General features: G+C 71.5%; 20 protein-coding genes. 11 read left to right on the top strand and 9 right to left on the bottom strand.

Translation table 11 applies throughout. The features are described from left to right. Positions 1 to 103: 103 nt before the first annotated feature. From ACIP63_RS05500 to ACIP63_RS05485, 4 genes are all read right to left on the bottom strand, one after another. Positions 104 to 1,942 carry a glycoside hydrolase family 3 protein gene (locus ACIP63_RS05500; protein ID WP_401511686.1) on the bottom strand — a complete coding sequence of 613 codons (1,839 nt, stop codon included), beginning with the start codon at positions 1,940 to 1,942 and terminating at the stop codon, positions 104 to 106. Between the two features lie 147 nt (positions 1,943 to 2,089). Beyond that, positions 2,090 to 3,391, bottom strand: a complete 1,302-nt coding sequence (locus ACIP63_RS05495; protein ID WP_401511684.1) for an MFS transporter — start codon at positions 3,389 to 3,391, stop codon at positions 2,090 to 2,092. Beyond that, entirely contained in the window at positions 3,388 to 3,996 is a 609-nt protein-coding gene (locus ACIP63_RS05490; RefSeq protein WP_401511682.1) for a helix-turn-helix domain-containing protein, read from the bottom strand. Before ACIP63_RS05490 ends, ACIP63_RS05495 begins: the two co-directional genes overlap by 4 nt. A 97-nt stretch (positions 3,997 to 4,093) precedes the next feature. Further along, positions 4,094 to 5,005 carry a LysR substrate-binding domain-containing protein gene (locus tag ACIP63_RS05485; RefSeq protein WP_401511680.1) on the bottom strand — a complete coding sequence of 304 codons (912 nt, stop codon included), beginning with the start codon at positions 5,003 to 5,005 and terminating at the stop codon, positions 4,094 to 4,096. A gap of 99 nt (positions 5,006 to 5,104) precedes the next feature. On the opposite strand from ACIP63_RS05485, the gene ACIP63_RS05480 reads away from it, so the two are divergent. Further along, on the top strand, positions 5,105 to 6,007 hold the full coding sequence (locus ACIP63_RS05480; RefSeq protein WP_401511678.1) for an EamA family transporter: 903 nt from the start codon (positions 5,105 to 5,107) through the stop codon (positions 6,005 to 6,007). Positions 6,008 to 6,009: 2 nt separating this feature from the next. Here ACIP63_RS05480 and ACIP63_RS05475 read toward each other — a convergent pair whose 3' ends face one another. Then, positions 6,010 to 6,798, bottom strand: a complete 789-nt coding sequence (locus tag ACIP63_RS05475; protein WP_401511677.1) for a sugar phosphate isomerase/epimerase family protein — start codon at positions 6,796 to 6,798, stop codon at positions 6,010 to 6,012. 59 nt (positions 6,799 to 6,857) lie between these two features. Continuing rightward, a complete protein-coding gene (locus ACIP63_RS05470) occupies positions 6,858 to 7,925 on the bottom strand; it encodes a LacI family DNA-binding transcriptional regulator (protein ID WP_401511675.1) in 1,068 nt (355 codons plus the stop codon). 110 nt (positions 7,926 to 8,035) lie between these two features. On the opposite strand from ACIP63_RS05470, the gene ACIP63_RS05465 reads away from it, so the two are divergent. The 4 genes from ACIP63_RS05465 to ACIP63_RS05450 all read left to right on the top strand — a co-directional run bounded on the left by ACIP63_RS05465 (position 8,036) and on the right by ACIP63_RS05450 (position 13,393). Next, positions 8,036 to 9,187 (top strand): Gfo/Idh/MocA family protein, encoded by a 1,152-nt coding sequence (locus ACIP63_RS05465; RefSeq protein ID WP_401511673.1) that lies wholly within the window; start codon positions 8,036 to 8,038, stop codon positions 9,185 to 9,187. Beyond that, entirely contained in the window at positions 9,184 to 10,326 is a 1,143-nt protein-coding gene (locus ACIP63_RS05460) for a dihydrodipicolinate synthase family protein (RefSeq protein ID WP_401511671.1), read from the top strand. Before ACIP63_RS05465 ends, ACIP63_RS05460 begins: the two co-directional genes overlap by 4 nt. After that, a complete protein-coding gene (locus ACIP63_RS05455; RefSeq protein ID WP_401511669.1) occupies positions 10,323 to 11,156 on the top strand; it encodes a sugar phosphate isomerase/epimerase family protein in 834 nt (277 codons plus the stop codon). Before ACIP63_RS05460 ends, ACIP63_RS05455 begins: the two co-directional genes overlap by 4 nt. 299 nt (positions 11,157 to 11,455) lie before the next feature. After that, complete coding sequence (locus tag ACIP63_RS05450) at positions 11,456 to 13,393, top strand: glycosyltransferase family 2 protein (RefSeq protein WP_401511667.1); 1,938 nt, start codon at positions 11,456 to 11,458, stop codon at positions 13,391 to 13,393. A gap of 26 nt (positions 13,394 to 13,419) precedes the next feature. Here ACIP63_RS05450 and ACIP63_RS05445 read toward each other — a convergent pair whose 3' ends face one another. Then, positions 13,420 to 14,031, bottom strand: a complete 612-nt coding sequence (locus ACIP63_RS05445) for an ATP-binding protein (protein WP_401511665.1) — start codon at positions 14,029 to 14,031, stop codon at positions 13,420 to 13,422. 103 nt (positions 14,032 to 14,134) lie between these two features. Beyond that, the gene (locus tag ACIP63_RS05440) at positions 14,135 to 15,037 is read right to left on the bottom strand and encodes a LysR family transcriptional regulator (RefSeq protein WP_401511663.1); all 903 of its coding nucleotides are present in this window, start codon (positions 15,035 to 15,037) and stop codon (positions 14,135 to 14,137) included. Positions 15,038 to 15,204: 167 nt separating this feature from the next. On the opposite strand from ACIP63_RS05440, the gene ACIP63_RS05435 reads away from it, so the two are divergent. Further along, positions 15,205 to 16,035 (top strand): EamA family transporter, encoded by an 831-nt coding sequence (locus ACIP63_RS05435; RefSeq protein WP_401512269.1) that lies wholly within the window; start codon positions 15,205 to 15,207, stop codon positions 16,033 to 16,035. 309 nt (positions 16,036 to 16,344) lie between these two features. After that, positions 16,345 to 16,566: a hypothetical protein gene (locus tag ACIP63_RS05430; RefSeq protein WP_401511662.1), complete on the top strand. Its 222-nt coding sequence runs from the start codon at positions 16,345 to 16,347 to the stop codon at positions 16,564 to 16,566. Positions 16,567 to 16,588: 22 nt separating this feature from the next. Here ACIP63_RS05430 and ACIP63_RS05425 read toward each other — a convergent pair whose 3' ends face one another. Beyond that, positions 16,589 to 18,010 carry a hydrolase gene (locus ACIP63_RS05425; protein ID WP_401511661.1) on the bottom strand — a complete coding sequence of 474 codons (1,422 nt, stop codon included), beginning with the start codon at positions 18,008 to 18,010 and terminating at the stop codon, positions 16,589 to 16,591. 615 nt (positions 18,011 to 18,625) lie between these two features. On the opposite strand from ACIP63_RS05425, the gene ACIP63_RS05420 reads away from it, so the two are divergent. From ACIP63_RS05420 to ACIP63_RS05405, 4 genes are all read left to right on the top strand, one after another. After that, complete coding sequence (locus ACIP63_RS05420; protein ID WP_401511660.1) at positions 18,626 to 18,880, top strand: hypothetical protein; 255 nt, start codon at positions 18,626 to 18,628, stop codon at positions 18,878 to 18,880. A 390-nt stretch (positions 18,881 to 19,270) separates the two neighbouring features. Then, positions 19,271 to 21,484 carry an ATP-dependent RecD-like DNA helicase gene (locus ACIP63_RS05415; protein WP_401511658.1) on the top strand — a complete coding sequence of 738 codons (2,214 nt, stop codon included), beginning with the start codon at positions 19,271 to 19,273 and terminating at the stop codon, positions 21,482 to 21,484. Between the two features lie 197 nt (positions 21,485 to 21,681). Then, complete coding sequence (locus ACIP63_RS05410; RefSeq protein WP_073746777.1) at positions 21,682 to 22,980, top strand: citrate synthase; 1,299 nt, start codon at positions 21,682 to 21,684, stop codon at positions 22,978 to 22,980. 168 nt (positions 22,981 to 23,148) lie between these two features. Beyond that, on the top strand, positions 23,149 to 26,793 hold the full coding sequence (locus ACIP63_RS05405) for a hypothetical protein (protein WP_401511656.1): 3,645 nt from the start codon (positions 23,149 to 23,151) through the stop codon (positions 26,791 to 26,793). Positions 26,794 to 26,953: the final 160 nt, after the last annotated feature.

Here is a 26,953-nt window from a genome sequence, read left to right as displayed (position 1 = left end):
TGCGTCCACACGGACGTGCACCCAGCGTGACCCGCCGGGGCGGGCACACGCCAGGTGCACGGGTGTTTTTAGCTCGTTGGGGTGGTTACGGAGAGGGTGTGGCTCAGCTCCGGTACGACAGCCCGTAGCCCACGGGGTACAGCGTCTGCGCGGGCGCGTCCGCCCGTTGCACCGGGACCGGCAGCCTGCCCTCCGGCCGGGCCCGCCCCGCGATCACACGAGCGGCGGCCCGCAGCTCGACGTCCGTCCAGGAGTACGTGGCGAGGCTCGCGGCGTAGCCCGTATCGGCCAGGTGGGCGATGTCGTACGGATTGCGGATCGCGACCGTGATCACCGGGACGCCGGTAGCCGCGAGCGCGCTGACCAGGGTGCGCTGGGTGCTGGTCGCCGTGACGTTGTACGTGCCCACGATCACCGCGTCCTTGCCCTCGGCGGCGGCCACCGCCTCGGCGATCTTCGCCTGGGTCGGGGCCGTGCCCGTCGACAGCGCCGTCGCCGCGTACCCCAGCTCCTCGAAGGCCCCGGCGAGCGTCGTCGTCGGGGGCCCCGTCGTGCCGGAGGGGGAGGCCGGATCGGCCCCCACCACCAGGAGGTTCCTGTGGGACCGGCGTGAGAGGGGCAGCAGCGAACCGCTGTCGGCCAGCAGTGTCGTCGTCCGCTCGGCGATCCGGTCGGCGGCGGCGAGGTGCGACGGGATGCCGACCGTGCGGTCGACGCCCCGCCGGGTGACGTACGGGTCGCGGAACAGGCCGAGCCGTGTCTTCAGCCGCAGGATGCGCAGGATCGATTCCTCGATGCGGGCCTCGCTGATCTCGCCGCTCCTCACCGCGTTCAGGACCGCGTTCCACGCGACGTCCAGGTGCGGCGGGTTGAGCAGCTGGTCGACGCCGGCCCGCAGCGCGAGGACGGGGACGCGCTCGTCGCCGTACTTCGTGCGGACGCCCTCCATCCCGAGCGCGTCGGTGACCACGACACCGTCGTAGCCGAGCTCCTCGCGCAGGATGCCGGTGAGGATGGGCCGGGACAGGGTCGCCGGGTCCTCCGACGGGTCCAGGGCGGGCACCACGATGTGGGCCGTCATGATCGAGTCGATGCCCGCGGCGACGGCCGCCCGGAACGGCGGGGCGTCGAGCTCGGCCCACTGCTCGCGGGTGTGCGAGATGACGGGCAGACCGGTGTGGCTGTCGGTGCTGGTGTCCCCGTGGCCCGGGAAGTGCTTGGCTGTGGAGGCGATCCCGGCGCTCTGATAACCCTTCACCTGCGCGGCGACCATCCCGGCGACCGACTCCGGGTCGGAGCCGAAGGAGCGTACGCCGATGACGGGGTTGGCCGGGTTGACGTTGACGTCCGCGTCCGGCGCGTAGTTCTGGTTGATGCCCAGCGCCGCCAGCTCGGCCCCCGCGATCCTGCCCGCCGCGCGCGCGTCGGAGCGTGAACCGCCGGCGCCCAGCGCCATCGCACCCGGCAGCAGCGTCGCGGGCTCGCCGACGCGGCACACGATGCCGTGCTCCTGGTCGGTGGAGACGAGGAGCGGCAGCGGGGTGGGACCGGCGAGCCCGGCCCGCTGGATGCCGTTGGAGAGCTCGGCGATCTGGTGCGGGTCGCGGGTGTTGTGCGCCCAGGCGAAGTAGATGATTCCGCCGACGTGGTACGTGGAGATCAGCTCGGCGGCGTCCCGGACCCCGATCTCGGCGAGGTTGGCGTCGATGTCCGCCTGGTCGGGGTCGGTCGCGGAGTGCCCGTACACCCGCATCACGAAGAGCTGGCCGACCTTCTCCTCCAGGCTCATCCGGGCGATGAGCCGCTTGAGGCGGCTGTCCGTGGAGGTGCCCGTGGTGGCTGCCTGCGCGGCGCCGGGGAGAGCCGCGACGCCGGTTGCCGCGGCTGCTGCGGTCGCCGCGGTGGCGGTGAGGAGGGTGCGTCTGGAGGTGCGGTAGTGCACGTGAGCCCCTTCCGGTGCTGAAAGAAACTTCCAAGAAGGTACGGATATATGGAAAGTAACTACCAGTCAAGGGGGCGGTCCGAGAACGGGCATGACACGCGGGACAAGGGGTGGGCATGCCCGGCAACGGGCCGGCGGCAGAGGCCCTCAGTCTCCGGCCGGGCGGGACGGCGCCGCCTCGGCCGCTCCCGCCCTCGGCCCGGGCAGCTCGGCGCACCGCAACGACCGGGTGCCGAGCCCGACGAGCGCTCCGAGCGCCACGAACGCGGCGCTGACGGTGAACACCGGCTGCGTCCCCCAGGCGGCGATGGCCGCTCCGCTGAGGGGATACGTCAGCGGGGCGAGGCCGAGCGAGGACAGGGCCGCCACCGAGGTGACCCGGCCGAGGTACGCGGGATCGGCGGCCGTCTGCAGGAGGGCCGCGCACAGGGCCCCGCTGAGCCCGGCGGTGAGACCGATGGTGACGCCGACCCCGACCGCGACGCCGAGCGAGGGGGCGAAGGCCAGCGCGCCGATGGCCACCGCCCCGAGGGCCAGGCACCCCTGCTGTACGAGCCCCGCGCGCGGGACGCCGCCGTGGGCGGCCAGAAGGAGGGAGGCCACGGCCGCCCCCAGGCCGAAACCGCCCACGATCCAGCCGAGTCCGGCGGCGCCCCAGCCGTGCTCGTCCGCCAGGAGGGTCAGGCCGATGTTCAGCGGGCCGGCGAAGCCGAGGTCGCCGATCGCGATGACGAGCACCAGCGGAGCCAGGACACGGTCGCGCCGGATGTGCCGGAGCCCGTCGGCGAGGTCCTGCCACGGGGTGCCGCGCGCCCCGGCGTCCTCGCCGTCGGCCCGGGGGAGGGGCGCGACCTTCAGGGCGATCAGCAGGGGCACGGACACCGCGAACATCGCGCCGGCGACCGCGAACGCGGAGGCCGGGCCCCCCAGTGCCAGGGCCAGGCCGCCCAGCGGCGAACCCCCGATGGTGGCCGCCCGGGTGGCGAGGCCCCGGAGGCCCTGCACGCGGGCCAGTTGGTCCGGCCCGGTGATCCGCGGCGGCAGGGCGCCGACCGACGGCAGGAACAAGGCGTCCACCGCGCCGAAGACCAGGCCCAGCAGCACGAGCAGCCACACGCCCGGGGTCGAGACGGCCAAGGTGCCCGCCATGGCCAGGATCACCGCGCAGCGCGTCAGATCGCTGCCGATCATCACCCTGCGCGGCCCCAGCCGGTCGGCCAGCACGCCTCCGCCCAGCATGAGTACGACGCGCGGCAGGGACCCGGCGGCCAGGACCAGCCCCGCCTCGGCGGGGCCGCCGACGTGGATCGCCGCCCAGGAGAGGGCCAGGAAGTACACGTTGTCGCCCAGGAGCGAGAGGGTGAGCGCGCCGAGCCAGCGCAGCACGTTCGCGTCCCGGTGGGCGGGTGGCGACCCGGCCGGGGCCGATATCGCGGCGGGGCGTGTCATGCCGTGCCGCCGGGGGAGCGGAAGGGGAAGCCGTACAGATGCAGGGCCACGTGCTCGCGGCCCGTGGTGTCGCCGGCGGCCTCGGCGGCCCGGCCGCGTTCGCCGTAACGCCGGACGAGCGCGGCGATCTCCTCGCCCAGCCCCGCCAGTTCCGCCGCTGTCAGCCGCGGTGTGTACTCGGAGCTGAACGCGGCGTCGGTCCACTCCTCGGGCCAGGCCGCCTGCTGGTCGAGATAGGCGGAGTACCGCTCCGCACGGGTCGCGAGCAGATGACGTGTCACCTGCCCGACCACCGCCGCGCCCTCGGGGTCCCCGGTGAAGTCCGAGCTGCGGAAGCTCCACCCCCGGTCCGACGCGAGCCTCCACCAGCGTTCACGGCCGTCCGTGCTCAGCTCCGGCGCCTCGACGAGGAAGCCGTGGGCCGCCATCTTGCGCAGGTGGTAGCTGACCAGCGCCACCGCCTCGTCCACCTGCTCCGCGAGCTGGGAGGCCGTGGCGGCCTCCGCCGTCTTCAGGTGCCGGTAGAGGGCGATCCGCAGGGGGTGGGCGAAGACCTTCAGAGCGTCGAGATCGGTGATGCTCGGCGGCTTCTTCTCCTTGGCCATGCTCCTGAGCCTAGGTAGAAAAGAAAATATGCGCAATAAAAACTGCGCAAGAGTTGTTGTGCATCCCGGGACGGACAGGCGGGTGAGCCGTGCTGTCCTAGTCCGCTTCCCGGAATGCTTCGGAGGCCCCTCGCAGCACCGACACCGCCGCGATGATCGCGGGCCGCCGCGCCGCCTCCGTACGCCACAGCGCGTACAGCCGCCGCACCGGTACGGGATCCAGCCGCACGGCGACCACACCCGGCGGCAGGGGGCCCCGCCCCAGCCGGGGGATCATCGCCACGCCGAGCCCGGCCGCCACCAGCGCCAGCTGGGTATGGTTCTCCTCCGCCCGGTGCCGGATGTCCGGCTCGCACCCCGCCGCACGCAGGGTCCGTACGAGCCAGTCGTGGCACACCGTGCCGGGCGGCTGGCACACCCACCGCTCCTTGGCCAGCTCCTCCCGCCGCACCGCCTCCCGGCCGGCGAGCGGATGGCCCTCCGGCACCAGCAGATCGCACCGGTCGTCCCCGAGCACCGCCTGCGCGACCCCCTCCGGTGCGGGCAGCGGGCTGATGTCCCAGTCGTGGGCGACCGCGAGATCGACCACGCCCTTCGCCACCAGGTCGACCGAGAGATGCGGGTCGACCTCGGTGAGCCGCGCGTCCAGAGCCGGGTGCTCCCGTGCCAGCTCCGCCAGCACCCCGGGCAGCAGTCCGCGCGCCGCCGAGGCGAACGCGGCGATGGAGAGCCGCCCCGTCGGCTGCCCCCTGCGCTGCTCCAGCGTCGTCTCGGCCTGTTCCACGATCGCCAGCAACCGCTGGGCGGTGGAGGCGAGATGAAGTGCGTCCTCGGTGAGCGCCACCCCGCGCCCGCGCCGTTCGAGCAGGGTCGTGCGGGTCTCCCGCTCCAGCTTGGTGATCTGCTGGGAGACCGCCGACGCGGTGTAGCCGAGAGCGGCGGCGGCGCCCGCGACCGAGCCGTGGACGGAGACGGCGTGCAGGGCGCGCAGCCGGGACAGGTCGAGCACCGGGACCTCCGGGCGAACGGAAAGCGTTAGCGATCCTCAATCCAACCATGAAGAAATCCGCGCTGGTGCTACATGGTCCCGGCATCGGATGCTCGGTCCATGCGTCCCCTCCACATCGCCCTGGCCGCGCTGGTCGCCGCCGTCTGGGGCGTGAACTTCGTCGTCGTCGAGCTGGGTCTGGCCCACTTCCCGCCCCTGCTCTTCTCCGCCCTGCGCTTCCTCGTCGCCGCGCTGCCCGCCGTGTTCTTCGTCGGCAGGCCCACGGTGGCGTGGAAGTACATCGTCGGGGTGGGTCTCGCCCTGGGGGTGGCCAAATTCGGGCTGCTCTTCATCGGGATGGACCGCGGGATGCCCGCCGGGCTCTCCTCGCTCGTCCTTCAGGTCCAGGCCGTCTTCACCGCCCTGTTCGCGGCCCTGGTGCTGTCCGAACGGCCCGGCGGGGCGCGCGTCCTGGGCATGGGCGTCGCGCTCGCCGGGATCGGCGTGGCCGCCGTCGACGAGGGGGCGTCCGGACCCGTGCTCGCCTTCGCCCTGGTGATCCTGGCGGCGGCCTGCTGGGGTGTCTCCAACGTGATCACCCGCAAGGCGGCGCCGGCCGACTCCCTCAACTTCATGGTCTGGGTGTCGACCGTGCCCGTACTGCCGCTCCTCGCCCTGTCCCTGCTCCTCGAGGGCTGGGACCGTGACGCCGAGGCCCTGGCCGCGCTCGACTGGAGCGGCGCCGGCACCGTCGTCTACGTCGCCTGGATCTCCACCGTCTTCGGCTTCGCGGCCTGGGGCTTCCTGCTCCGCCACCACCCGGCCTCGTCCGTGGCCCCGTTCACCCTGCTCGTGCCCGTCTTCGGGATGTCCTCGGCCGCGCTCCTCCTCGGCGAGACGGTCAGCCCCCTGCGGTGGTGCGCGGCGGCGCTGCTGGTCGCGGGAGTGGCCCTGACCTCCCTGGCGAGGCCCCGTCGCGTCGCCGCTCCACCGCTGCCGGAGGTCCGGGAGGCGGCCGTCTGAACCTACTGCTTCGGCGCGCCGAGCCGCAGGACGTGCTCCCGGCCCGCCGCCAGCAGGTCCGGCAGCTCAGCGGCATCGGCGTACCAGCGCTTCTCGTACTCCCAGCAGACCCAGCTGTCCTGGTCCAGCGTGTCCAGACAGGCCTTCAGGGGCAGCGTCCCCGCGCCGAGGGCGAGCGGCACGGTGTCCTCGGCGGAGGCGATGTCCTTCACCTGTACGTATCCCAGGTGCGGGGCCAGGACCGCATGGCTGGCCGCGGGCTCCTCGCCGGCCAGACAGGTGTGCATGACGTCCCAGATCGCGCCGATCTGCCCGTGTCCGACGGTGCCCACGACCCGGGCCACGTCGGCCCCGGCGCGGTGCGAGTCATGGGTCTCCAGCAGGATGCGTACGCCCAGGTCGGCGGCGTGCGGCGCGGCCGCTCCCAGACGCCGCGCGGCGATCGCGTCGGCCTCCGCGGGGTCCAGGTCCCCGCCGCCGGGGAACACTCGGACGTTGGCCGCGCCCAAGTCGTGCGCCAGCTGCACCAGCTCGGCGAGCGCCGCGATCACCGGCCCGTCCTCACCCTCGGCGGCCACGCGCACATACCCGGCGACGGTGAGGATCTCGACGCCTCCGCGCTTGAACTCCTCGGCCACGGCGGCCCGTTCGAGCGCGGTCAGGCCGGGGTGTACCGGCTCCTCGGTGTGGGCGCGCAGCTCCACCCCCTGGTAGCCGTTCCCGGCGGCGAGCCGCACCACGTCCGCCACGGGCATCCCCGGAACTCCGAGGGTGGAGAAAGCGAGCTTCACGGTGTCTGTCCTTTCATCGGTGCGGTCTGACCAGTACCCGTGTTCGCGGGGGAGATTCCTCATCCCACCCGCGGCGGCGCCGTCGATCCGCGTTCCATGAGCTCCGCGGCGATCGTCGCGGTGCCTCCCGCCGGAGGTGTCTCCTTACCCATCGCCAGCCGGCCCGCCCGCGCCCCCGCCTCGAACAGCGGCAGCCGTACGGTCGTCAGGGCCGGTACGGCGTCCACGGAGAAGGGCAGATCGTCGAAGCCGGCCACCGAGACGTCCTCGGGGATGCGGAGCCCACGCTCCCGGACCGCCGCACAGGCACCGAGTGCCACGGTGTCGTTGGCGGCGACGACGGCCGTCACGTCCGGTTCCCTGCGCAGGAGTTCGAGGGTGGCGTCGTAGCCGGAGCTGCGGTCGTACGGGCCGTGGACGGTGACGTTCTCCTCGTCCCCGTACAGCCCCGCGGCCTTCATGGCCTCGCGGTGGCCCTCCAGCCGGTGCCGGGTCGTGGTGCGCTCCAGGGGCCCGGCGACGTAGCCGATCCGCCGGTGCCCCAGGGCGATCAGATGCTCGGTGAGGCGCCTGGCGCCGCCCCGGTTGTCGAAGGTCAGCGCGGCGACCACCGCGTCGGTGCCCGGCAGCGGAGGGCGTCCGCAGAACACGATCCGGGTGCCGGCGTCCGCGAGCTTGGCCAGTTTCACCGCCATCGCGGCCTGGTGGGCCGGGTCCTCCAGCGCGCCGCCGGTCAGGACGACGGCCGCGGCGCGCTGCCGCTGCAGCAGGGTGAGATAGGTGAGTTCGCGCCCGGGGGAGCCGCCGGTGTTGCACACGACGGCGAGCTTCTCGCCGCCCGCGCGGCCGGTTCCGTCGCCCGGGCCGCCGATCTCGCTCTGCGCCGCTCCGGCCATGATGCCGAAGAACGGGTCGGCGATGTCGTTGACCAGGATGCCCACCAGGTCGGACGTGGCGGCGGCGAGCGAGCTGGCCGGGCCGTTCAGTACGTAGTCCAGATCGTCCACCGCGCGCAGGACCCGCTCCCGGGTGGACGAGGCCACCGGGTAGTTGCCGTTCAGGACGCGGGACACGGTGGCCGGGGACACCCGGGCGCGGGCCGCTACGTCCGCCAGGGTGACTGTCATCGCTCTCCTCCGAGGAGTTGTGGCGCGGCCCCCCTTGTCCGGGCCACTGTCGGCAGGCTAGCGTCATACTGCATAGAAAGCGCTTGCTACGGCTGTATGGAGGAACTTTCGTGACACGCAGGACAGTGCGCATCGCCATGAACGGCGTCACGGGACGCATGGGATACCGGCAGCACCTGGTGCGCTCGATCCTCGCGATCCGCGAGCAGGGCGGCCTCGACCTCGGTGACGGCGAGGTGCTGTGGCCGGAACCCGTCCTCGTCGGCCGCCGCGCCCACGCGCTGGAGGCGCTCGCCGAGCAGCACGGCCTCACCGAGTGGTCGACGGACCTGGACGCGGTGCTCGCCGACGAGTCGATCGACATCTACTTCGACGCCCAGGTCACCTCGGCCCGTGTCGAGGCGATCAAGAAGGCCATCGCGGCCGGCAAGCACATCTACACCGAGAAGCCCACCGCCACCGACGTCGAGGGCGCGCTCGACCTGGCCCGCCTCGCCCGCGACGCCGGCATCAAGCACGGCGTCGTCCAGGACAAGATCTTCCTCCCGGGCCTGCTCAAGCTGAAGCGCCTCATCGACGGCGGCTTCTTCGGCGAGATCCTCTCCGTGCGCGGCGAGTTCGGCTACTGGGTCTTCGAAGGCGACTGGCAGGAGGCACAGCGCCCCTCCTGGAACTACCGCTCGGAGGACGGCGGCGGCATCGTCGTCGACATGTTCCCGCACTGGGAGTACGTCCTGCACGAGCTGTTCGGCCAGGTCACCAGCGTCTCCGCGCATGTGCAGACCCACATCCCGCAGCGCTGGGACGAGCAGGGCAAGCCCTACCCCGCCACCGCCGACGACGCCGCGTACGGCACCTTCCAGCTGGCGGGCGGCGCCGTCGCCCAGATCAACTCCTCCTGGGCCGTGCGCGTCAACCGCGACGAGCTCGTCGAGTTCCAGGTCGACGGCACCCACGGCTCCGCCGTCGCGGGCCTGCGCAACTGCCGTGTCCAGCACCGCTCGGCCACCCCCAAGCCGGTCTGGAACCCCGACCTCCCCGTCACCGAGCCGTTCCGCGACCAGTGGCAGGAAGTCCCCGACAACGGCGAGTTCGACAACGGCTTCAAGGCCCAGTGGGAGCTGTTCCTCCGCCACATCGTCCTCGACGAGCCCTACACCTGGGACCTGATGGCCGGCGCCCGGGGCGTCCAGCTCGCCGAGCTCGGCCTCAAGTCCTCCGCCGAGGGCCGCCGCTTCGACGTGCCGGAGCTGAGCCTGTGACCATCCACCTCCCGCAGGGGCCCTACGAGCCCCGGACCACCCCGCTCGACCTGGCACCGTCCGGGGCGCCACTCGCCTCCCGTACGGTCTTCTCCGCCGCGCACGTCGTCGCCGACCCGTACGCCGACATCAGCACCGACGACCCCGCCGCCGTCGACTGGGACGCCACCCTGGCCTTCCGCCGTCACCTCTGGTCGCACGGCCTGGGCGTCGCCGAGGCCATGGACACCGCGCAGCGCGGCATGGGCCTGGACTGGGCCGGCGCGGCCGAGCTGATCCGCCGCTCCGCCGCCGAGGCGAGGTCCGTGGGCGGCAGGATCGCCTGCGGCGTCGGCACCGACCAGCTCACCGGCCCCGCCACCCTGCCCGAGGTGCGCGCCGCGTACGAGGAGCAGCTCGCCCTGGTCGAGGAGAGCGGCGCCCAGGCCATCCTGATGGCCTCCCGCGCGCTGGCCGCCGCCGCGAAGGGCCCCGAGGACTACCTGGAGACGTACGCCCATCTCCTGCGCCAGGCCACGGAGCCGGTCGTCCTGCACTGGCTCGGCCCCATGTTCGACCCCGCGCTGGAGGGCTACTGGGGCAGTGCGGACCTCGACGCCGCCACCGACACCTTCCTCAAGGTCATCGCGGAACACCCGGACAAGGTCGACGGCATCAAGATCTCGCTCCTGGACGCCGAACGCGAGATCGACGTACGGCGCCGCCTTCCCAGCGGGGTGCGCTGCTACACCGGCGACGACTTCAACTACCCCGAGCTGATCGCGGGTGACGACCGGGGCTTCAGCCACGCCCTGCTCGGCATCTTCGACCCGCTGGGCCCGCTGGCCGCGCACGCGGTGCGTGTCCTGGACACCGGGGACACCGAAGGCTTCCGCGCGCTCCTGGACCCCACGGTCGAGCTGTCGCGCCACCTCTTCGCGGCCCCCACCCGCTTCTACAAGACGGGCGTCGTGTTCCTCGCCTGGCTCGCGGGCCACCAGGACCACTTCACGATGGTCGGCGGCCTGCAGTCCGCCCGTTCACTGCCGCACCTGGCGAAGGCGTACGAACTGGCCGACCGCCTCGGCCTGTTCCCGGACCCCGAGCTGGCCGAGGACCGCATGCGCGCCCTGTTGTCCGTCCACGGAGGAAGCCGATGACCGCCGATCTGTCCCGCCTGTCCGTCAACCAGGAGACGGTCAGGCAGCTGTCCCTGCCGGAGCTCGTCGAGGGCTGCGCCAAGGCGGGCATCGGCCAGGTCGGCCTGTGGCGCGCCCCGGTGCAGGAGTACGGCGTCGAGCGTGCCGGGCAGCTCATGAGGGACGCGGGCCTCACCGTCACCAGCCTCTGCCGCGGCGGCTTCCTCACCGCCACCGACCCCGCCGAACGCGCCCGCGCCCTGGACGACAACCGTGCGGCGGTCGACGAGGCGGCGGGCGTGAACACCGACACCCTCGTCCTGGTCTCGGGCGGTCTTCCCGACGGGGAGAAGGACCTGTACGCCGCCCGGGAGCGCATCGCCGACGCGCTGGCGGAGCTCGCCCCGTACGCCGCCGAGCGCGGCATCCGCCTCGCGATCGAGCCGCTCCACCCGATGTTCGCCTCGGACCGCTGCGTCGTCTCCACCCTGTCCCAGGCCCTGGACCTCGCCGAGCGCTTCCCGGCCGAGCAGGTCGGCGTGGTCGTGGACGCGTACCACATCTGGTGGGACGACCAGGTGCCCGCGCAGATCGCCCGGGCGGGCGCGGGCGGCCGGATCCACTCCTTCCAGCTGGCCGACTGGATCACTCCGCTTCCGGCGGGAGTCCTGGTGGGCCGCGGCCAGCTGGGCGACGGGAGCGTGGACTTCCGCGCGATGCGCCGGCAGGTCGAGGCGACCGGCTTCGACGGGCCGATCGAGGTCGAGATCTTCAACGAGGGGCTCTGGGCCCGTGACGGAGCCGAAGTGATCGCCGAAGTGGCCGCACGTTACCTGGAACACGCCTGCTGAGAGCCGGTTGGCCACGCAAAGGTAAAGAGATCGTCAAGGCGTGCAACCTTTACGTACCTACCCCGGTCGTACTCAGCGTCGGGACTTCCGGGGAGGGGTCCGGGGGGATCGGGAAGCCCGACGGAGGGGGAAAGCGAGGGGGGTCCGGCCTGTGGGCCGGGCCCCATTCCGCTTGCATGAGCCGTCCGTGAGCCGTCCGGACGGTTCGGAGGACCGGATCAGGGTTTCGACCCCTCCTCGTCCGGCCCGGGGAGGGAGGGTTCGGATGCCCTGCGCCCGCCAACGTGAAGGTCCGTGGAATGCCGAGAGTCAAAGTCAGCGTGATCGTTCCCGTGTACAACACCGGGAAATACGTCGACGAGTGCGCCCCGTCGCTGCTCGGCCAGAGCCTTCCGGCCGACGAGTACGAGGTCATCTACGTCGACGACGGGTCCACGGACGACACCCTGGCACGGCTGGAGAAGCTGGCGACCGGGCACGACCACGTCCAGGTGCACACCCGGCCCAACTCCGGCTGGCCGGGCGCCCCGCGCAACCTCGGTATGAAGCACGCCAGGGGCGAGTACGTGCAGTTCGTCGACCACGACGACAAGCTCGGGCCCGAGGCCCTCGAGCGGCTGTACGAGCACGCGACGCGCAACCGGGCCGACGTGGTGATCGGCAAGATGTCCAGCACGATGGTGCGGCCCCGGCGGCTGTTCCGGTACACCCTGGACAGCTGCACGATCGAGAACGACGAGCTCATGCAGAGCATGTCACCGCACAAGATGTTCCGGCGGGCCTTCGTCGAGCAGCACGGGCTGCGCTTCCCCGAGGGCCCGTGGATCATGGAGGATCTGGCCTTCGTCACCGCCGCCTACCTGAAGGCGGAACGGATCTCGGTCCTGGCCGACTACCCCTGCTACTACTGGATGAAGCGGGACGACGGCGGGAACAACACCCGCCACCGGTTCAATCCGCGGCACGGCTTCTGGCCCAACCTCCGTACCGTCATCGGGCAGATCAAGGACGGCACCAGCCCCTCCGACGACGTCGACGCCCTCCAGAACCGGCTCCTGCACCGCCTCTATCACGTCGAGGTCCTGTCCAGGGCCCGCGAGCCCGAGATCCTGCGCGAGGACCCGGCCGAGCAGCGACAGCGGTTCGGGACGGCGCGCGAGGTGGCGCTGGAGGAGTTCCCGCCCGCCGTGCGGCGTGGGCTGCCCGCGGTGAGCGGGGTGAGGGCCGAACTGCTGGAACGCGGCGACTTCGCCGGAGCGGTCGCGTTCGCGGAGCACGTCCGCACCGTGACGGCCCGCAGCGAGCTCGGCGCACCGCACTGGCAGGACGGCTGCCTCGTCGCCGACGTCACGCTGGAACTGCTGCGCGGCGACGGCGAGCCGCTGGTCCTGACGGAGCGCGACGGGAAGTGGTGGCTCGACCCGGAGCTGCTGACCGGCGTACCGGGAACGGAAGGCGGATGGGAGGTCCGCGACCCGCTCCGGATGGCGTACGCGGAACTGGTCGTCAAGGACCGTGACCGGGAGGACTGGTGGTACCCGGACGGCGACCTGGAGGTCAGGCTCCAGCCCCTGGGGGAGGGCCGGTCCCGGCTCCTCGCCTCCGGGCGGCTCCGCCTCGACCCGCGGAGTCTGGCCGGCGGACGGCGGCTCGAGCGCGGGGTCTACGACGTGTGGGCGTTCGTCCAACTGCTGGGCATCGACCGGATGGTCCGGGTGACCGGCCAGGGCGTCCCGGGCGGTCCTGCGGCGGGTCCGGCGCTGACCGGCGGCCGGCTCGCGCTCCCGTACCGGACCGCCGGGGTCGGCCAGCTCGCCCTCGACATGGACCAGCGCCTGCGGAGATTCGGCCCCGACACGGCCGGTGCCGCCGCGTCGAACGCCGGACGCGGCGGCCGTTCGCTCCCGCTGCCCTATGTGGCGGCGAGCCCCGGAGACCCGGCGCCCGTCAAGGTCACCGTGTCCGCCCTGACGGTCACCGCCGAAGTGGTCCCCGCCGCCGACGGGCCGACGGCGGCGTTGCGCCTGCCCGCCCGTCTGAAGCTCCCGGACGGACGCCACCCGGTCACCCTGCCGAAGGCGGAGGCGCCGGTCGCGTACGCCGTGGTCCGCGGCGGCGCCCTGCTCCGGCTGGAGGGCCCGGCGTACGAGGCCGGCGCCGGACGCCGGATCCTCGACACGGTCGCCGACAACGGCCAGGTCCGGCGCGTACGGCGACGGCTGGGCCGGTCGGGCTGAGCCTGCGTCGACTTCGGCGGCCGGGGTCAGCCCCTCACGTCCACGGCCAGCTGCGGCCACACCGTGGCCAGTCGGGCGATGTCGCCCGCCGACCGGCCCGTCGGAGCCAGGAGTTCACCGGGGTGGAAATGCACGACCGTCCCGGTCGTACCGTCGTCGGCGACGGGTTCCAGGCCGGTCACCGGGACACCTCGCTCGTAGCGCTGGGTCCAGGATCCGTTGCGGCGCCGGTTGGTGTGGACGAGCCAGTCAGAGAGCGCGGCGACCGCGGACATGCCACGGCGCGGATGGCCGTCAGGAAGCGTCCGGGCCTCCGGGAAGTCGAAGAACCGCAGGTCCTTCGTGGCCATGACCGGCTTCCTGACGGCCTGGCCGTGTTCGTCGTACCGGGTGTCGGTGCCTCGCCCGTCGTCGGCCACGGACACGGAGCCGTCGGGGTGGAGAGTGACGCGGCAGTGCCCTCCGCCGCCGCACTCCGCCTCGTCGGCCGCGTAGGCGACGACTTCGAGGACCAGGTGCAGGGTCCCCCCGGGAGCGAACACGGCCGGATGCCGCCGAATGTCCGACAGATGGTCGAGGTCCACGGAGCCGGCCCAGTCGTGCGTCGTGTTGCGCCAGGAAGCCCTTGATGTATCCACGGGAGAATCTCCACCCAGGCAGGTGACCGCCTCGTCGGCGACCACATCGAGAGATGCACCGCCCACCCGCGACGGCATTCCATAGCAGTCAAGCACCACGCATCTACGGTAGTGCCGGGGCTTGGCGGTTCTCGCGGTAGAGGTCGATGGCGAGAGCGACGGCGGCGTGGGTGGCAGGGTGGGGGTCCTGTCGGCGCCAGATGAGCTGGACAGGGACGGGTTCGGCGTCGCGCAGTGGGCGGTACGTGATGCCGTCGCGGCGGTACTGGGCGGCGGTGGACTGGGGGGTGACGCCGACGCAGCGACCGGTGGCGATGGCGGCGAGCCAGTCGTCGATGTCGTGGGTGTACTCGACGGTGGGTCGTCCGTCTTCGGGCCACAGGTTCAGGGTGGTGGTGCCGGTGCGGCGGTCGAGGGCCAGGGCGCGGGTGGCGACTTCGTGCAGGCGGATACTGCGTCGGCGGGCCCACGGGTCGTCGGAGGCGAGGGCCAGGTATCGGTGCTCCTGGCCGACGAGGGCGTGTGACCAGGGTTTGAGGTTGAGTGGGGCGCGGATGACCGCGAGGTCGCACAGTCCTTCGGCGAGGCCGCCGGTGGAGGAGTTGTGGCGGATGAGCCGGAGTTGGGTTTCGGGGTGCTCGTGGCGCCAGCGCCGCTGGAATTCGGTGGTGTGACGGCCGAAGGCCGACCAGGCGTGTCCGATGTGCAGGTGGCTGTGGCCGGCGGTGGCTTCGGTGACGAGTTCGTGGGCGCTGGAGAGCAGTGGGCGGGCGCGGGCGAGGACCTGCACGCCTGCTGTGGTGGGCGCGACCGTGCGGCTGGTGCGGTGCAGCAGCCGCACTCCGAGGATCTTTTCCAGGGCGAGCAGGTTCCGGGAGACGGCGGCCTGGGAGATGCCCAGTTCGAAGGCCGCGTCCGTGAAGCTGCCGGTGTCGACGATGGCGACCAGGCAGCGCAGGTGTTTCAGCTCCAGTCCGGTGGAGTTCCCTCGGCTTCCGTCATCCATACGCTCAGCGTATCAATAGCGCTGCGGATGCATTTTGCGTATAACCGTGAAGGCTGCACGGTGAGGACATGGTGCTGAAGACCTCACAGGACGCCGGGCGGGCTGTTGCCGCCGCCGACGGCGGTACACCGGGCCGGGGCGGGAGCCCTCGCGTCGGGGTGGCGTTGATGTTGGGCAGCGGACTGTCGAACCAAGTCGGGGCATCGGTGGCAGCGCTGGCGTTCCCGGTACTCGGCCCGACGGGGGTGGTCGCGATCCGCCAGTGGGTGGCCGCCGGGGTGCTGTGGGCGGCCGGGAGACCGCGACTGCGGGCCTTCACCGCAGCGCAATGGCGGCCGGTGCTGGCGCTGGCGCTGGTATTCGCCGTGATGAATCTGTCCCTGTATACGGCCGTCGACCGCATCGGACTCGGACTGGCCGTCACACTGGAGTTCCTCGGCCCGCTCACGGTGGCCCTGGCCGGCTCCCGCCGCCGGATCGACGCCATGTGCGCGCTGGCAGCCGCGGCCGCCGTCGTCGTTCTCACTCGCCCCTCTCCTTCCACCGACTACCTCGGCATCGGCCTGGCAGTGCTGGCCGCAACGTGCTGGGGCTGCTACATCCTGCTCAACCGCACCGTCGGCCAGCGCCTGCCCGGCCTGGAGGGCTCGGCCGCCGCCGCGGCCGTCTCCGGCGCCCTCTACGTCCCCGTCGGCGTCCTGGTGCTCTGGCAGCATCCCCCCACCCCCACTGCCCTCGCCTGCGCACTGGCAGCGGGAGTGCTGTCCTCGGCGGTACCGTTTCTCGCCGACCTGCTGGCACTACGACGCGTCCCGGCACACTTCTTCGGCGTGTTTATGAGCGTCAACCCGGTCTTCGCCGCCCTGGTCGGCCTCATCGTGCTCCACCAGCACCTCGATACGGCCGCTTGGGCAGCCATCGGGGTGATCGTCGGCGCCAACGTCGTAGCCGTCACAGCGGCCTCCCCCCTGGTCCGGACTGCTCACTTGTCCTCGTAGGCCGGAGGCGGCACCACCTACGGTCTGGCGATCTCCCTCGAAGTGGAGCGAATCGCGCAGCCAAGACCTCTCTTCCAGTGCGGGTTCGGCACGGAAGACCCTTCGAGGATTTTGAACTCGCAGTGGACGGACAGCGGCCGATTCGGTGCTCGGCACGAGCGGCGAGCTCAGTGACAAGGCGCTGAACAAGAAGGTCAAGGGGGCCTGGCGGAAGAGAAGACCGCCTCCGCCGGGATCCCGGACGAGCTGCCGGACCGCATCTACCGGCAGAACATCTCAGGAGAACAGGCCAAGAAGCCCCTCGGTGACATGCTCGGGGACGAACCCGAGGTCTCCTTCGCCGAGAACAGCGACACGTACAAGCAGATGATGAGCACGGTCAACGGAAAATCGACGTTCAACACCGTGCGGACGTACAACAAGGTGAAGGGACTTCCCCCGGAGCGTGAGTACTTCATCGCGGGGGGCGAGCTGACCAAGGACGAGGGTGGCAACTTCCACATCAGCTTCGACTTAGGACGCCGTTCCTGACCGGGCGCCGGTCAACGTCCGGTCACACCGTGAGCCTGACCGCTTCGATCCACGACTCGTTGTCGTGGGTGCCGGCGTAGGTGAAGTCGTACCCGTTCCCGGGCTCGTCGCATTCCAGGCCGAGCCAGGAGTCGTCGTGGACGTAGGTGGACTGGCAGACGGCACCCTTGCCACCGTCGACGCTGACGCTGAACCCCAGCATGTTCGGCGCGTCCTTCTTGGTGCTGCCGACGTAGTTGTCGATGCCGTCGGCGGCGTTCGACCACGGGTCGGGGTAGTGCCCCGTGCCATTGGCCGACGCGGGATCATGGACGAAGGCGCCGCCGGATGTGCCCTGGGTTCCGGACACGGCGATGTTGACGGCCTTGATCGGCTTCCCCTTGCCCTCTGCGCCGGCCGTCTCCCCGTCGCACACGGCATCGGTCCAGCCCTGGCCCGCCACATGGACGCGATAGCAGATGTGCCGTCCGCTCGGATCGTCCGCGGCGAGCTGCTGGACGGCGGTCGCCGCGGTCCTCTCCGGGGCCTCGGTCTCCTCCTCCTCGGAACCGCCGCCTCCCGCCCCCGCTCCGTCCGTCTGCTGCGTCGCGGCCGGAGGGGCCGTGGCCTCGGCGGACGGTGCCTTCGGCGCACCGGCGGACGGTGAGGGAGAGGGCGGCAGCGTGCTGATGACGGCGTCCGGGTGCTTTTCGGTGGCGGTGCTGCGGACCTGGGGCTTGTAGGCGATCCACAGCATCACGAACGCGATCGCCAGCGCCAGGAGGAGACTGAGGAAGGCCACCAGCCAGCGCGGCAGGAAACCCCGCTGCACGTACGTGCCTTCGACGTCCAGCGGCGTCGCCCCCGACCGCTGCACGGCCAGGGTGTAGGGCCGCTGCTCCGCCGACCCGAACCAGATGATCTGCTGTGGCCTCAACGTCGTCTTCACGAACGCCGCACGGCCCGGCTCGATCTGCACGTTGCCCGGGTGGATGTCGTACGACAGCTGATCGCCGTTGTCACTGCCACTCACCGAAGCCGTCAGCTTCGTGTTGCCCAGGTTGTCCACGGCCAGTTTCGGGCGGCCACGGAAACGGCCCTTCACCGTCGGCGGAATCAACTCCGCCCGCATTTCGGTGAACGGAGTGATGGTGACGTTCCCCTCCGGGACCGTCGTCGCCTCCGGATGCTCCGTGGGCGTGATCCGCACGGCATACGGATTCGGCCCCGCCGTCGCATCCGGCGTACGCGGCGGCGTGAACGTCAGATCCACCGAGCCCGTCGTCCCCGGGTACAACCGCAGCGACTGCGGCTCCACAGCGGTCCAGGGCGCGAGAGAGCCCACCGCCTCGAAGCGGTACTCCTCCACCACGTCACCGGTGTTACGAAGACGCAGCCGCACCGTCGCACTGCCACCCGGGTCCACTGTCGTGGAGGCGGGCTCAAGAGAAGTCCAGAGGCTCACTCCCGGACGTTAAACGCGGCAACGGTGCCGAGTCAGGAAGCCACAGGGCACGACAGGTGCCCGAAGAGGCGGACCGGCTGCCCCCGCTCCCGGTCCTCACGAAGCTGCCCGGCGGTCCTGATGCCACAGGGAAGGCAGTCCCGGCACGGGCTGTCGGGCCCACCCGATACCGTCGGAACCATGTCCAACACCGCCGTGCTTGGATCGATCAGGTACCAGCCCCTTTGCAACACGTCACGTGTGGTGGTCCCCGCGATCCTCATTTGCACTGGGGTCATGTAGTTGGAGGACTCGCGTGACGATGTCGTGGCCGTGAATGAGTTCTCTGTCCGCGACAGCCTCCGGAGGGCCGTCCACGTAGGAAGTGCAGGTGGGACAGTGCCCAGGGGGAAGTTGACGCCAGGCGGGGCTGGGCAGTTCGCTCAAGCCGACGCCCGAGATGCAGGGGGCGACACGGAGGGACAGGCTTCGGGGAAGCACGTCCTCTGGTCGAGTCCGCTCTTTTTCCAGCTGTGGCTCTACGGCGTCGGGCACTCCCAACTGCTCATCCGTAGTCTGTCGGGTCAGGGGCAGGACGCGGAGCCGATCGGCATCCGGTTCGAGGCGGTGGAGCGGATGAACGTCGGCCGCACGTTTCGTGGTCTCAGCCTGGAGTCGGCCGATGACGCCCTTCTGGAGGAGATCGCGGCCACGGGTTACCTCAGGCCGCGCCCGAATCCGCTGCTGGCGCTCGCACTGCGCAGTGTGGACGCCGTGAGCTGGGTCGTCTGCTCGAAGGTGGCGGTCGGGGTGTCCGAATTCGTCGACGGGCAAGCCGGATTCTCGCTCGAACCGGTCCACTTCGCCGCGCGAGCGAGGAGACCGGACTGACCTGACACTCCCTGACACGACCCCGGAGGACCGCCTTCTGCGAGGCGGTCCTCTTCGGTTCGGAGGCCGTCCCGGCACTGACGCCTCGGACGCCGGAATGGCGGGCCTCGACCGGATCATCCCCTGCGGACCACGGAAACCCGAGGGGTGGCAGGCACACGGTCCCGGCGCCGTTCCTTCCGTGGCGGGTCAGTTCGACATCGGCATGACCGGTCGGACGCAGCGCCACCACATATGCGGCCCCCACGCGGGTCCCGTAGGTGCATCCCAGTCTGCCTGTCAGCGGCGAGCGATAGTCTCCGAAGGGCCGTTCATGTAGGAAGCGCAGGTGGGGCCATGCCCGGTAGGGGAGTTGACGACAGGCGGGGCAGCCCCGAAGGTGTTTGCGAAGTGACCGGGGTCCTGGAGCGGATCACGTACGCCAACGAGGAGAACGGCTACACGGTCGCCCGCGTCGACACCGGGCGCGGGGCAGGGGACCTGCTCACCGTCGTCGGTTCGCTGCTCGGCGCGCAGCCCGGTGAGTCGCTGCGGATGGAGGGGCGTTGGAGCTCCCACTCGCAGTACGGCAAGCAGTTCACCGTCGAGAACTACACGACGATCCTGCCCGCCACCATCCAGGGCATCCGGCGCTACCTCGGCTCCGGCCTGATCAAGGGCATCGGGCCGGTCATGGCCGACCGCATCACCACCCACTTCGGGGTGGACACCCTGGACATCATCGAGCAGCAGCCGGAGCGGCTCGTCGAGGTGCCCGGGCTCGGGCCGAAGCGGACGAAGATGATCGCCGCGGCCTGGGAGGAGCAGAAGGCGATCAAGGAGGTCATGGTCTTCCTCCAGACCGTCGGCGTTTCCACCTCCATCGCCGTCCGCATCTACAAGAAGTACGAGGACGCCTCGATCTCCGTGGTGAAGAACCAGCCCTACCGGCTGGCGTCCGACGTCTGGGGCATCGGATTCCTCACCGCCGACCGCATCGCCCAGGCCGTCGGGATCCCGCACGACAGCCCGGAGCGGGTCAAGGCCGGGTTGCAGTACGCCCTGTCGCAGTCCACCGACCAGGGGCACTGCTTCCTCCCCGAGGAGCGGCTGATCGCGGACGGCGTGAAGCTGCTCCAGGTCGACACCGGTCTCGTCATCGACTGCCTGGCCGAGCTCGCGGAGGACCCCGAGGGAGTCGTGCGGGAGAAGGTGCCGGGTCCCGAGGACGGGCAGCCGGTCACCGCCGTGTATCTCGTCCCCTTCCACCGCGCCGAGATCTCCCTCGCCGCACAGGTGCGGCGTCTGCTGCGTACGCCGGAGGACCGGATGCCGGCCTTCGGTGACGTCGACTGGGACAAGGCGCTGTCCTGGCTCGCCGGTCGTACGGGGGCGAAGCTGGCGCCGGAGCAGGAGGCGGCCGTCCGGCTCGCCCTCACCGAGAAGGTCGCCGTGCTGACGGGCGGCCCGGGCTGCGGGAAGTCGTTCACCGTCCGCTCCGTCGTCGAGCTGGCCCGCGCCAAGAAGGCGAAGGTGGTGCTGGCCGCCCCCACGGGGCGGGCCGCAAAACGGCTCTCCGAGCTGACCGGCGCCGAGGCGTCCACCGTGCACCGGCTCCTGGAGCTGAAGCCCGGCGGGGACGCGGCGTACGACCGTGACCGGCCGCTGGACGCCGATCTGGTCGTCGTCGACGAGGCGTCGATGCTCGATCTGCTGCTCGCCAACAAGCTGATCAAGGCGGTGGCACCCGGTGCCCATCTCCTGCTGGTCGGCGATGTGGACCAGCTGCCGTCGGTCGGTGCGGGGGAGGTGCTGAGGGACCTGCTCGCCGAGGACGGCCCGGTTCCGGCGGTCCGGCTGACCACCATCTTCCGGCAGGCCCAGAAGTCCGGTGTCGTCACCAACGCCCACCGGATCAACTCCGGGGTGCCGCCGCTGACCCAGGGCCTGGACGACTTCTTCCTCTTCGTGGAGGACGAGACGGAGGACGCCGGGGTGCTCGCCGTGGACGTCGCGGCCCGTCGCATCCCCGCCAGGTTCGGCCTGAACGCCCGTCGTGACGTGCAGGTCCTCGCCCCGATGCACCGCGGCCCGGCGGGCGCGGGCCATCTCAACGGACTGCTCCAGCAGGCCATCACCCCGGGCCGTCCCGGCCTGCCCGAGAAGCGGTTCGGCGGCCGGGTCTTCCGGGTCGGGGACAAAGTGACGCAGATCAGAAACAATTACGACAAAGGTGAGAACGGCGTCTTCAACGGTACGGTCGGTGTCGTCACCGGTCTCGACGCGGACGAGCAGAGGCTGACGGTTCTCACCGACGAGGACGAGGAGATCGCGTACGACTTCGACGAACTGGACGAACTGGCCCACGCCTACGCGATGACCATCCACCGTTCGCAGGGCAGTGAGTACCCGGCGGTCGTCATCCCGGTCACCACCAGCGCCTGGATGATGCTCCAGCGGAACCTGCTGTACACCGCCGTGACCAGGGCCAGGAAGCTCGTCGTACTGGTCGGTTCGCGCAAGGCCATCGGCCAGGCGGTCCGCACGGTTTCCGCAGGCAGGCGCTGCACGGCACTGGATTTCCGGCTCCGCGGCGAGGCGTCGGAAGACTTCCCGGAAAAATGATCGATCAAAACGGTGGGATACATCACTGAGCCCTTCCGGAACCGGATGGGAGGGGGCAGGATGGGCAAGTTGGCGGCACTCAGTGCCGTCGGTAGGTCCAATGGACGACCCCGAGTGCACTCTCCTGCGCCAAATGGGGGAGGGTGGAGACAGTCAGGGCACCTCGAAGAAGAGGCACTACGTCGGTGAGGGATGACGTGAGCGAGCACACCAACAACGCTGTAGTACTGCGGTACGGCGATGACGAGTACACCTACCCGGTGATCGACAGCACCGTCGGCGACAAGGGCTTCGATATCGGGAAGCTCCGGGCCAATACGGGCCTGGTCACGCTGGACAGCGGATACGGCAACACAGCCGCCTATAAATCCGCCATCACGTACCTCGACGGTGAGCAGGGCATCCTGCGGTACCGCGGCTACCCGATCGAGCAGCTCGCCGAGAGCTCGACGTTCCTCGAGGTCGCCTACACGCTGATCAACGGTGACCTTCCCAAGGTCGACGAGCTGTCGGCCTTCAAGAACGAGATCACCCAGCACACGCTGCTGCACGAGGACGTCAAGCGCTTCTTCGACGGCTTCCCGCGCGACGCCCACCCGATGGCCATGCTGTCCTCGGTCGTCAGCGCGCTGTCCACCTTCTACCAGGACAGCCACAACCCGTTCGACGAGGAGCAGCGTCACCTCTCGACGATCCGGCTGCTGGCCAAGCTCCCGACGATCGCGGCGTACGCGTACAAGAAGTCGATCGGTCACCCGTTCGTCTACCCGCGCAACGACCTCGGCTACGTCGAGAACTTCCTGCGGATGACGTTCTCCGTGCCGGCCCAGGAGTACGTGCCGGACCCGGTCGTCGTCTCGGCGCTCGAGAAGCTGCTCATCCTGCACGCGGACCACGAGCAGAACTGTTCGACGTCCACCGTGCGTCTGGTCGGCTCCTCGCAGGCGAACATGTTCGCCTCGATCTCCGCCGGCATCTCGGCCCTGTGGGGCCCGCTGCACGGTGGCGCCAACCAGTCGGTGCTGGAGATGCTCGAGGGCATCCAGGCCAACGGCGGCGACGTCGACTCGTTCATCCAGAAGGTGAAGAACAAGGAGGACGGCGTCCGCCTGATGGGCTTCGGCCACCGGGTGTACAAGTCCTTCGACCCGCGCGCCAAGATCATCAAGGCCGCCGCCCACGACGTGCTGTCGTCGCTCGGCAAGTCCGACGAGCTGCTGGACATCGCGCTCAAGCTGGAGGAGCACGCGCTCTCCGACGAGTACTTCGTCTCGCGCAACCTCTACCCCAACGTGGACTTCTACACGGGCCTGATCTACCGCGCCATGGGCTTCCCGACCGAGATGTTCACCGTGCTGTTCGCGCTCGGCCGCCTTCCCGGCTGGATCGCCCAGTGGCACGAGATGATCAAGGAGCCGGGATCCCGCATCGGCCGCCCGCGCCAGATCTACACCGGCGAGGTCCTGCGCGACTTCGTCCCGGTCGAGGGCCGCTGATCCCCGACCACCCGTCGGTCCCGCCTCGCCGGAGCCGCTGACGTACCGGACCTTCGAGGTCCACTGCCTTCGCCCCGCGTACCGTGCTCGATCATCGAGCGCGGTGTACGGGGCGATTCGGCGTTCCGGGGAGCGGCCGGGTCCCGGGCCGGACCTAGCATGTCGACCATGACAGAAATGCAGGCCGGGCCCGCCGGCCGCGTGCTGCGCGCACTCCTCGGCGCGTCCTCCGGCACACCCGGAAGCGACGGGAGCGCCGCGTCGGTCCAGGACGAGGCGGGCGCCGCTCTCAGGGCCGTACAGCAGACGCGTCCGGCACGTACGGTCGCGGCCAAGGTCGCCGCCGCGGGCGGAGCCGACCGCGAAACCGCTCTGCTGCTGCGTGAGCTGGCCGGGAGTCAGCTCGGCGGCGACGTGGAGCGGTGGTGTGGCCTGCACGACGCGCTCGTCGGCCACCGGGGCAGCCTGCCCCAAGTGCTCGCCGAGGCGCCGGTGCCTGAGAAGCCCCCCGCCGAGGGTGCGGTCGTCCCGCCCGCGCCCCGGAGCGTCCACGCCACGCTCGGCCTGCTGCTGGAGCACGCCGAGCCGCGGCACGCCGCCGTCGCCCTGGCCGGCCTTCCCGAACAGGTGGCGGCGGAGCTGCTCGCCGGCGGGACGCTTCCCGCGCCGTCCCTCGTCACCGCCGTCCTCGACCACGGCGACTCCCGCGTCCGCGCCGCCCTGGCCCGCCACCCGCGGCTCGACACCCGGATCCTGGCCCGTCTGCTCACCGTCGGCGACTCCGAGGTGGCGGCGGCCGTCTACCGCAACCCCCGCGCCACCCAGTCCCTGCGTCGTACCGTCGCGCACCGGCTCCCCGCCGAGCCGATGGACGACACGCTGCGCACGGAGCTGGCCTCACCGCGCGACGACGTGCCGCGTACCTGGCTCGCGCCGCTGCTCGGTTCCGGAGATCCACAGCTGGTGGCCTCGGCCTTGCGGTCCGGACCCCGGCGGGTCGCTCAGCAGTACGCGCTGCTGAGAGTCTGGGAGCGCACTGGGCCGCACGCCGTACGAGCCCTGCTCGACGACCCCTCCGTGGCCCGTCACCTGGGCCGGGATGTCGTGAGCGAGGTCGGTGCGGCCCTGTCGGACGCCGACTCCGGCGGCGCGGGCGAGGAGCCCGGCCGGGACGGCCGCACCGCGGACGCCGTACGTCGTCTGCGGGACCGGTGCGAGCCGTACGAGGATCCCGCGCGCCTGCCCGCCCTGCTGGCCACCACCCGGGGCACCAGCACCCTGCGCGACCTGCTCTCCGAGCCGTACGTCCACGACATCGACGCCCTGGCCCTGGCCCATGCGAAGAGCCCGTTCATGCCCAAGGCGTGCGAGGAGCTGGCCCGCCACGAAGCGGCGAGCGACGCGCAGCGCCTGGCGTTTCGCCTGAGCGTCCTCAACGAGCCGTGGCGGGCCGACGGCCGCCGTGCCGGGAACACCGGCCTGCCGGGACAGCGCCTGGCCGAGGAGACGCTCGACGACAGTGCTGCCCGCTGGGCGGAGGGCATGGTCGATGCCGGCCTGCTGGACCCGGTCGAGCTGATACGCGGGGCGCGACCCGCCGTCCACGCGATGGCCGCCCTCGGCGCGCTCGCCCAGCGGGCCCTGCTGACGGACGAGGCCGTGGCCGCGCTCCGCGTACTGGCCGACACCCACCTGGGCGAGGATGCCGGGATCTGGGCCGCACTCGACAGCTTGCTGCCCGAGCACCGCGGATCCGTGGCGGAGCTGATCGCGGACGCGGGCAGGGCCGCCCCGGCCACCACCGGTGGGGTCGCCGCCGTGCCGGGTGTCGAGGAGGAGCGCCCCTCGCCGGAAGCACGCGCCTGCGCTCCGGCACCGTCGCGGTTGAGCCGCTACGAACGGTCCCTGGCCCTGCCGGCCCTGGACCTGCTGTACTCCCTCGCTCCCGTCGGCGCACCGCTGCCCGACGACCCCGATGTGCTGCGCGTGCTGGCCGAGTGCGACTGGAGTGACGCCCCTGGGCTGAGCACCCCGGAATGGTTCGCCGAAGCCTGCGCGGCCCACGGCATCGCCCCGTCCGGGGAAGGGGCCGTCCACGTCGCGCCCACCCTCGCGGAGGTACGGGCGCAGCGTCCGCGGACCTACGGGTCCGGCGCCCTCCTCACCGAACACGCCTACGTCCAGGGCGTTCTGCCCGCCGACGAGCTGCTCACCCTGCTGCCGGCCGGCCACCTGCTGCTGTTCCCTCACGACTGGCGGCGCCTCGCGTTCGCCCACGCCTGGCGAGCCACGCTCGCCCGTCGGCTTCGCGCCGACCTCGGCGCCGATCCGGAGGCGTGGCTGCGCCTGGCCGCCACCGCGTCGGCGTCCGCCGCGTCCGGATCCACCGGCGCCTCGGAGGGGCCCACCTGGGCCGAGTTGCTGCGCCTGGCACGCTCCGGTGACGGGCCCGCCCCGCACACCGCGGCCCATTCGCCGGCCGAGGCCCCCACACCGCGGCAGAGCTGGCTCCCGGCCACGCCCCGGCCGCGCACGCCCGACGAGGCGATCAAGCTGCTGGAGCGGGGCAACCATCTGTGGCCGTGGCCGGAAGGCACTCTGCTGTGCCTGGCCGACGCCGAGGTGGTCGACGCGGTGCTGCCGAGGCTGGGCCCCGACGGGCCGTGGCTCCTCGCCGCGTACCTGCTGCGCTACGACCGCACTCCGCGCCACCTCCTCGACCGGTTGCTCGCCGGTCGTGATCCCGACGCGCTCCGCGTACTCGCGGCACAGTGCCGCTGGCTCAAGGACGGCTCGGCGGCGCGGCTGGCCGATCTCGACGACCCGGACATCGACCTCGTGGTCCTGCGGCACCTGACGCACCGGCCGACCGTCCACCGGATCGTGACCCGCTCCCGCCCTCAGCGGGGAGCCGAACCGCCGTCGTCGGGGGCCCGCGTACTGGCCGAGTGGCGTGCCGGGGGTGGAGCCCGCCCGGCCGGAGGCCTGACCTGGCTGTGCTCGGCCGAACCCGGCCTGGTCGAGGAGCTCCTCGTCCGCGAAGGTGCCCGACTGGGTCTCGGACACCAGCTGTTGGGCTGTCTGCGGCTGCTCGAACACGGCGGGGCCGACCGGCTGGCCGGCCTCGCGGGCCGAAGCGTGCTGGGGCGGGCGGCCGCATCGCTGTGCGCGAAGGCGCTGGCGTCCGCCGACCCCGCCGCGGTGCTCCGTGCTCGGCTCGACCGTGAACTGGCCCCGGAGAAGCTCCTCGTGAAACTGCGGCGGGCCCGTCACGCCGCCCAGGCGCGCGGCATCGTCGAGGCGCTTCCGCCCGGTGAGCCCGTCGACTGGGAGGCGCTCGAAGCCGCCCACGAACAGGACCCGCTGCCGTACTGGGGTGATCTGATCAATCTGTCCGTGGTCCCCGAGAGCGTACGGATGCGGCACGCGGCGCTGCTGCCGGAGCCGGGGCCCGACGGGCTGCCGGAGGGCGAGCGGCTGACCCGGGAGCGGGCCCGGCACGGGCTGGGCGGCCGGTACAACTGCCCACCGGCCACGCAGCTGGACGGGTTGCTCACCAAGGGTCTGCTGACCGGCGCGGACCTGCTGAGTCTGGCGACCCCGGCCGTACGGATGCTCGCCTATCTGAACGCGGCCGGCCGCCGCATGGACGCACCACCCGAGGCCGCTGCCGCGCGGGCCGAGCTCGCCGTTCTCGTACGGACCCGGCTCGGCACGGACGGGGCGGCCTGGGCCCGGGTGGCGAGGAGGCTGACCGGAGGCGCCACGGAGTGGGAGCACCTGTCGACGGTGGCCGCGCTGCTGAGCCGATGAGTGCGGTCCGCGGTCCTGCGGAAGGACAGCGGACCCGAGCCCCCGCAGGGACCCTGAGCGGCTCACACGGTGAAGCCGCGGAACGCGAGAAGCGCCCCGTCTGCCGATCCCCCCACGGGTCGACGGACAGGGCGCTTCCCATATCCCGGAGCGGATTCCC

Origin of the sequence: Streptomyces sp. NPDC088746 (genome assembly GCF_044751065.1) — a bacterium.
Lineage (GTDB): Bacteria > Actinomycetota > Actinomycetes > Streptomycetales > Streptomycetaceae > Streptomyces.
The sequence above is the reverse complement of the archived record's forward strand: the minus strand, read 5'-3'. Positions and strand labels throughout refer to the sequence as shown.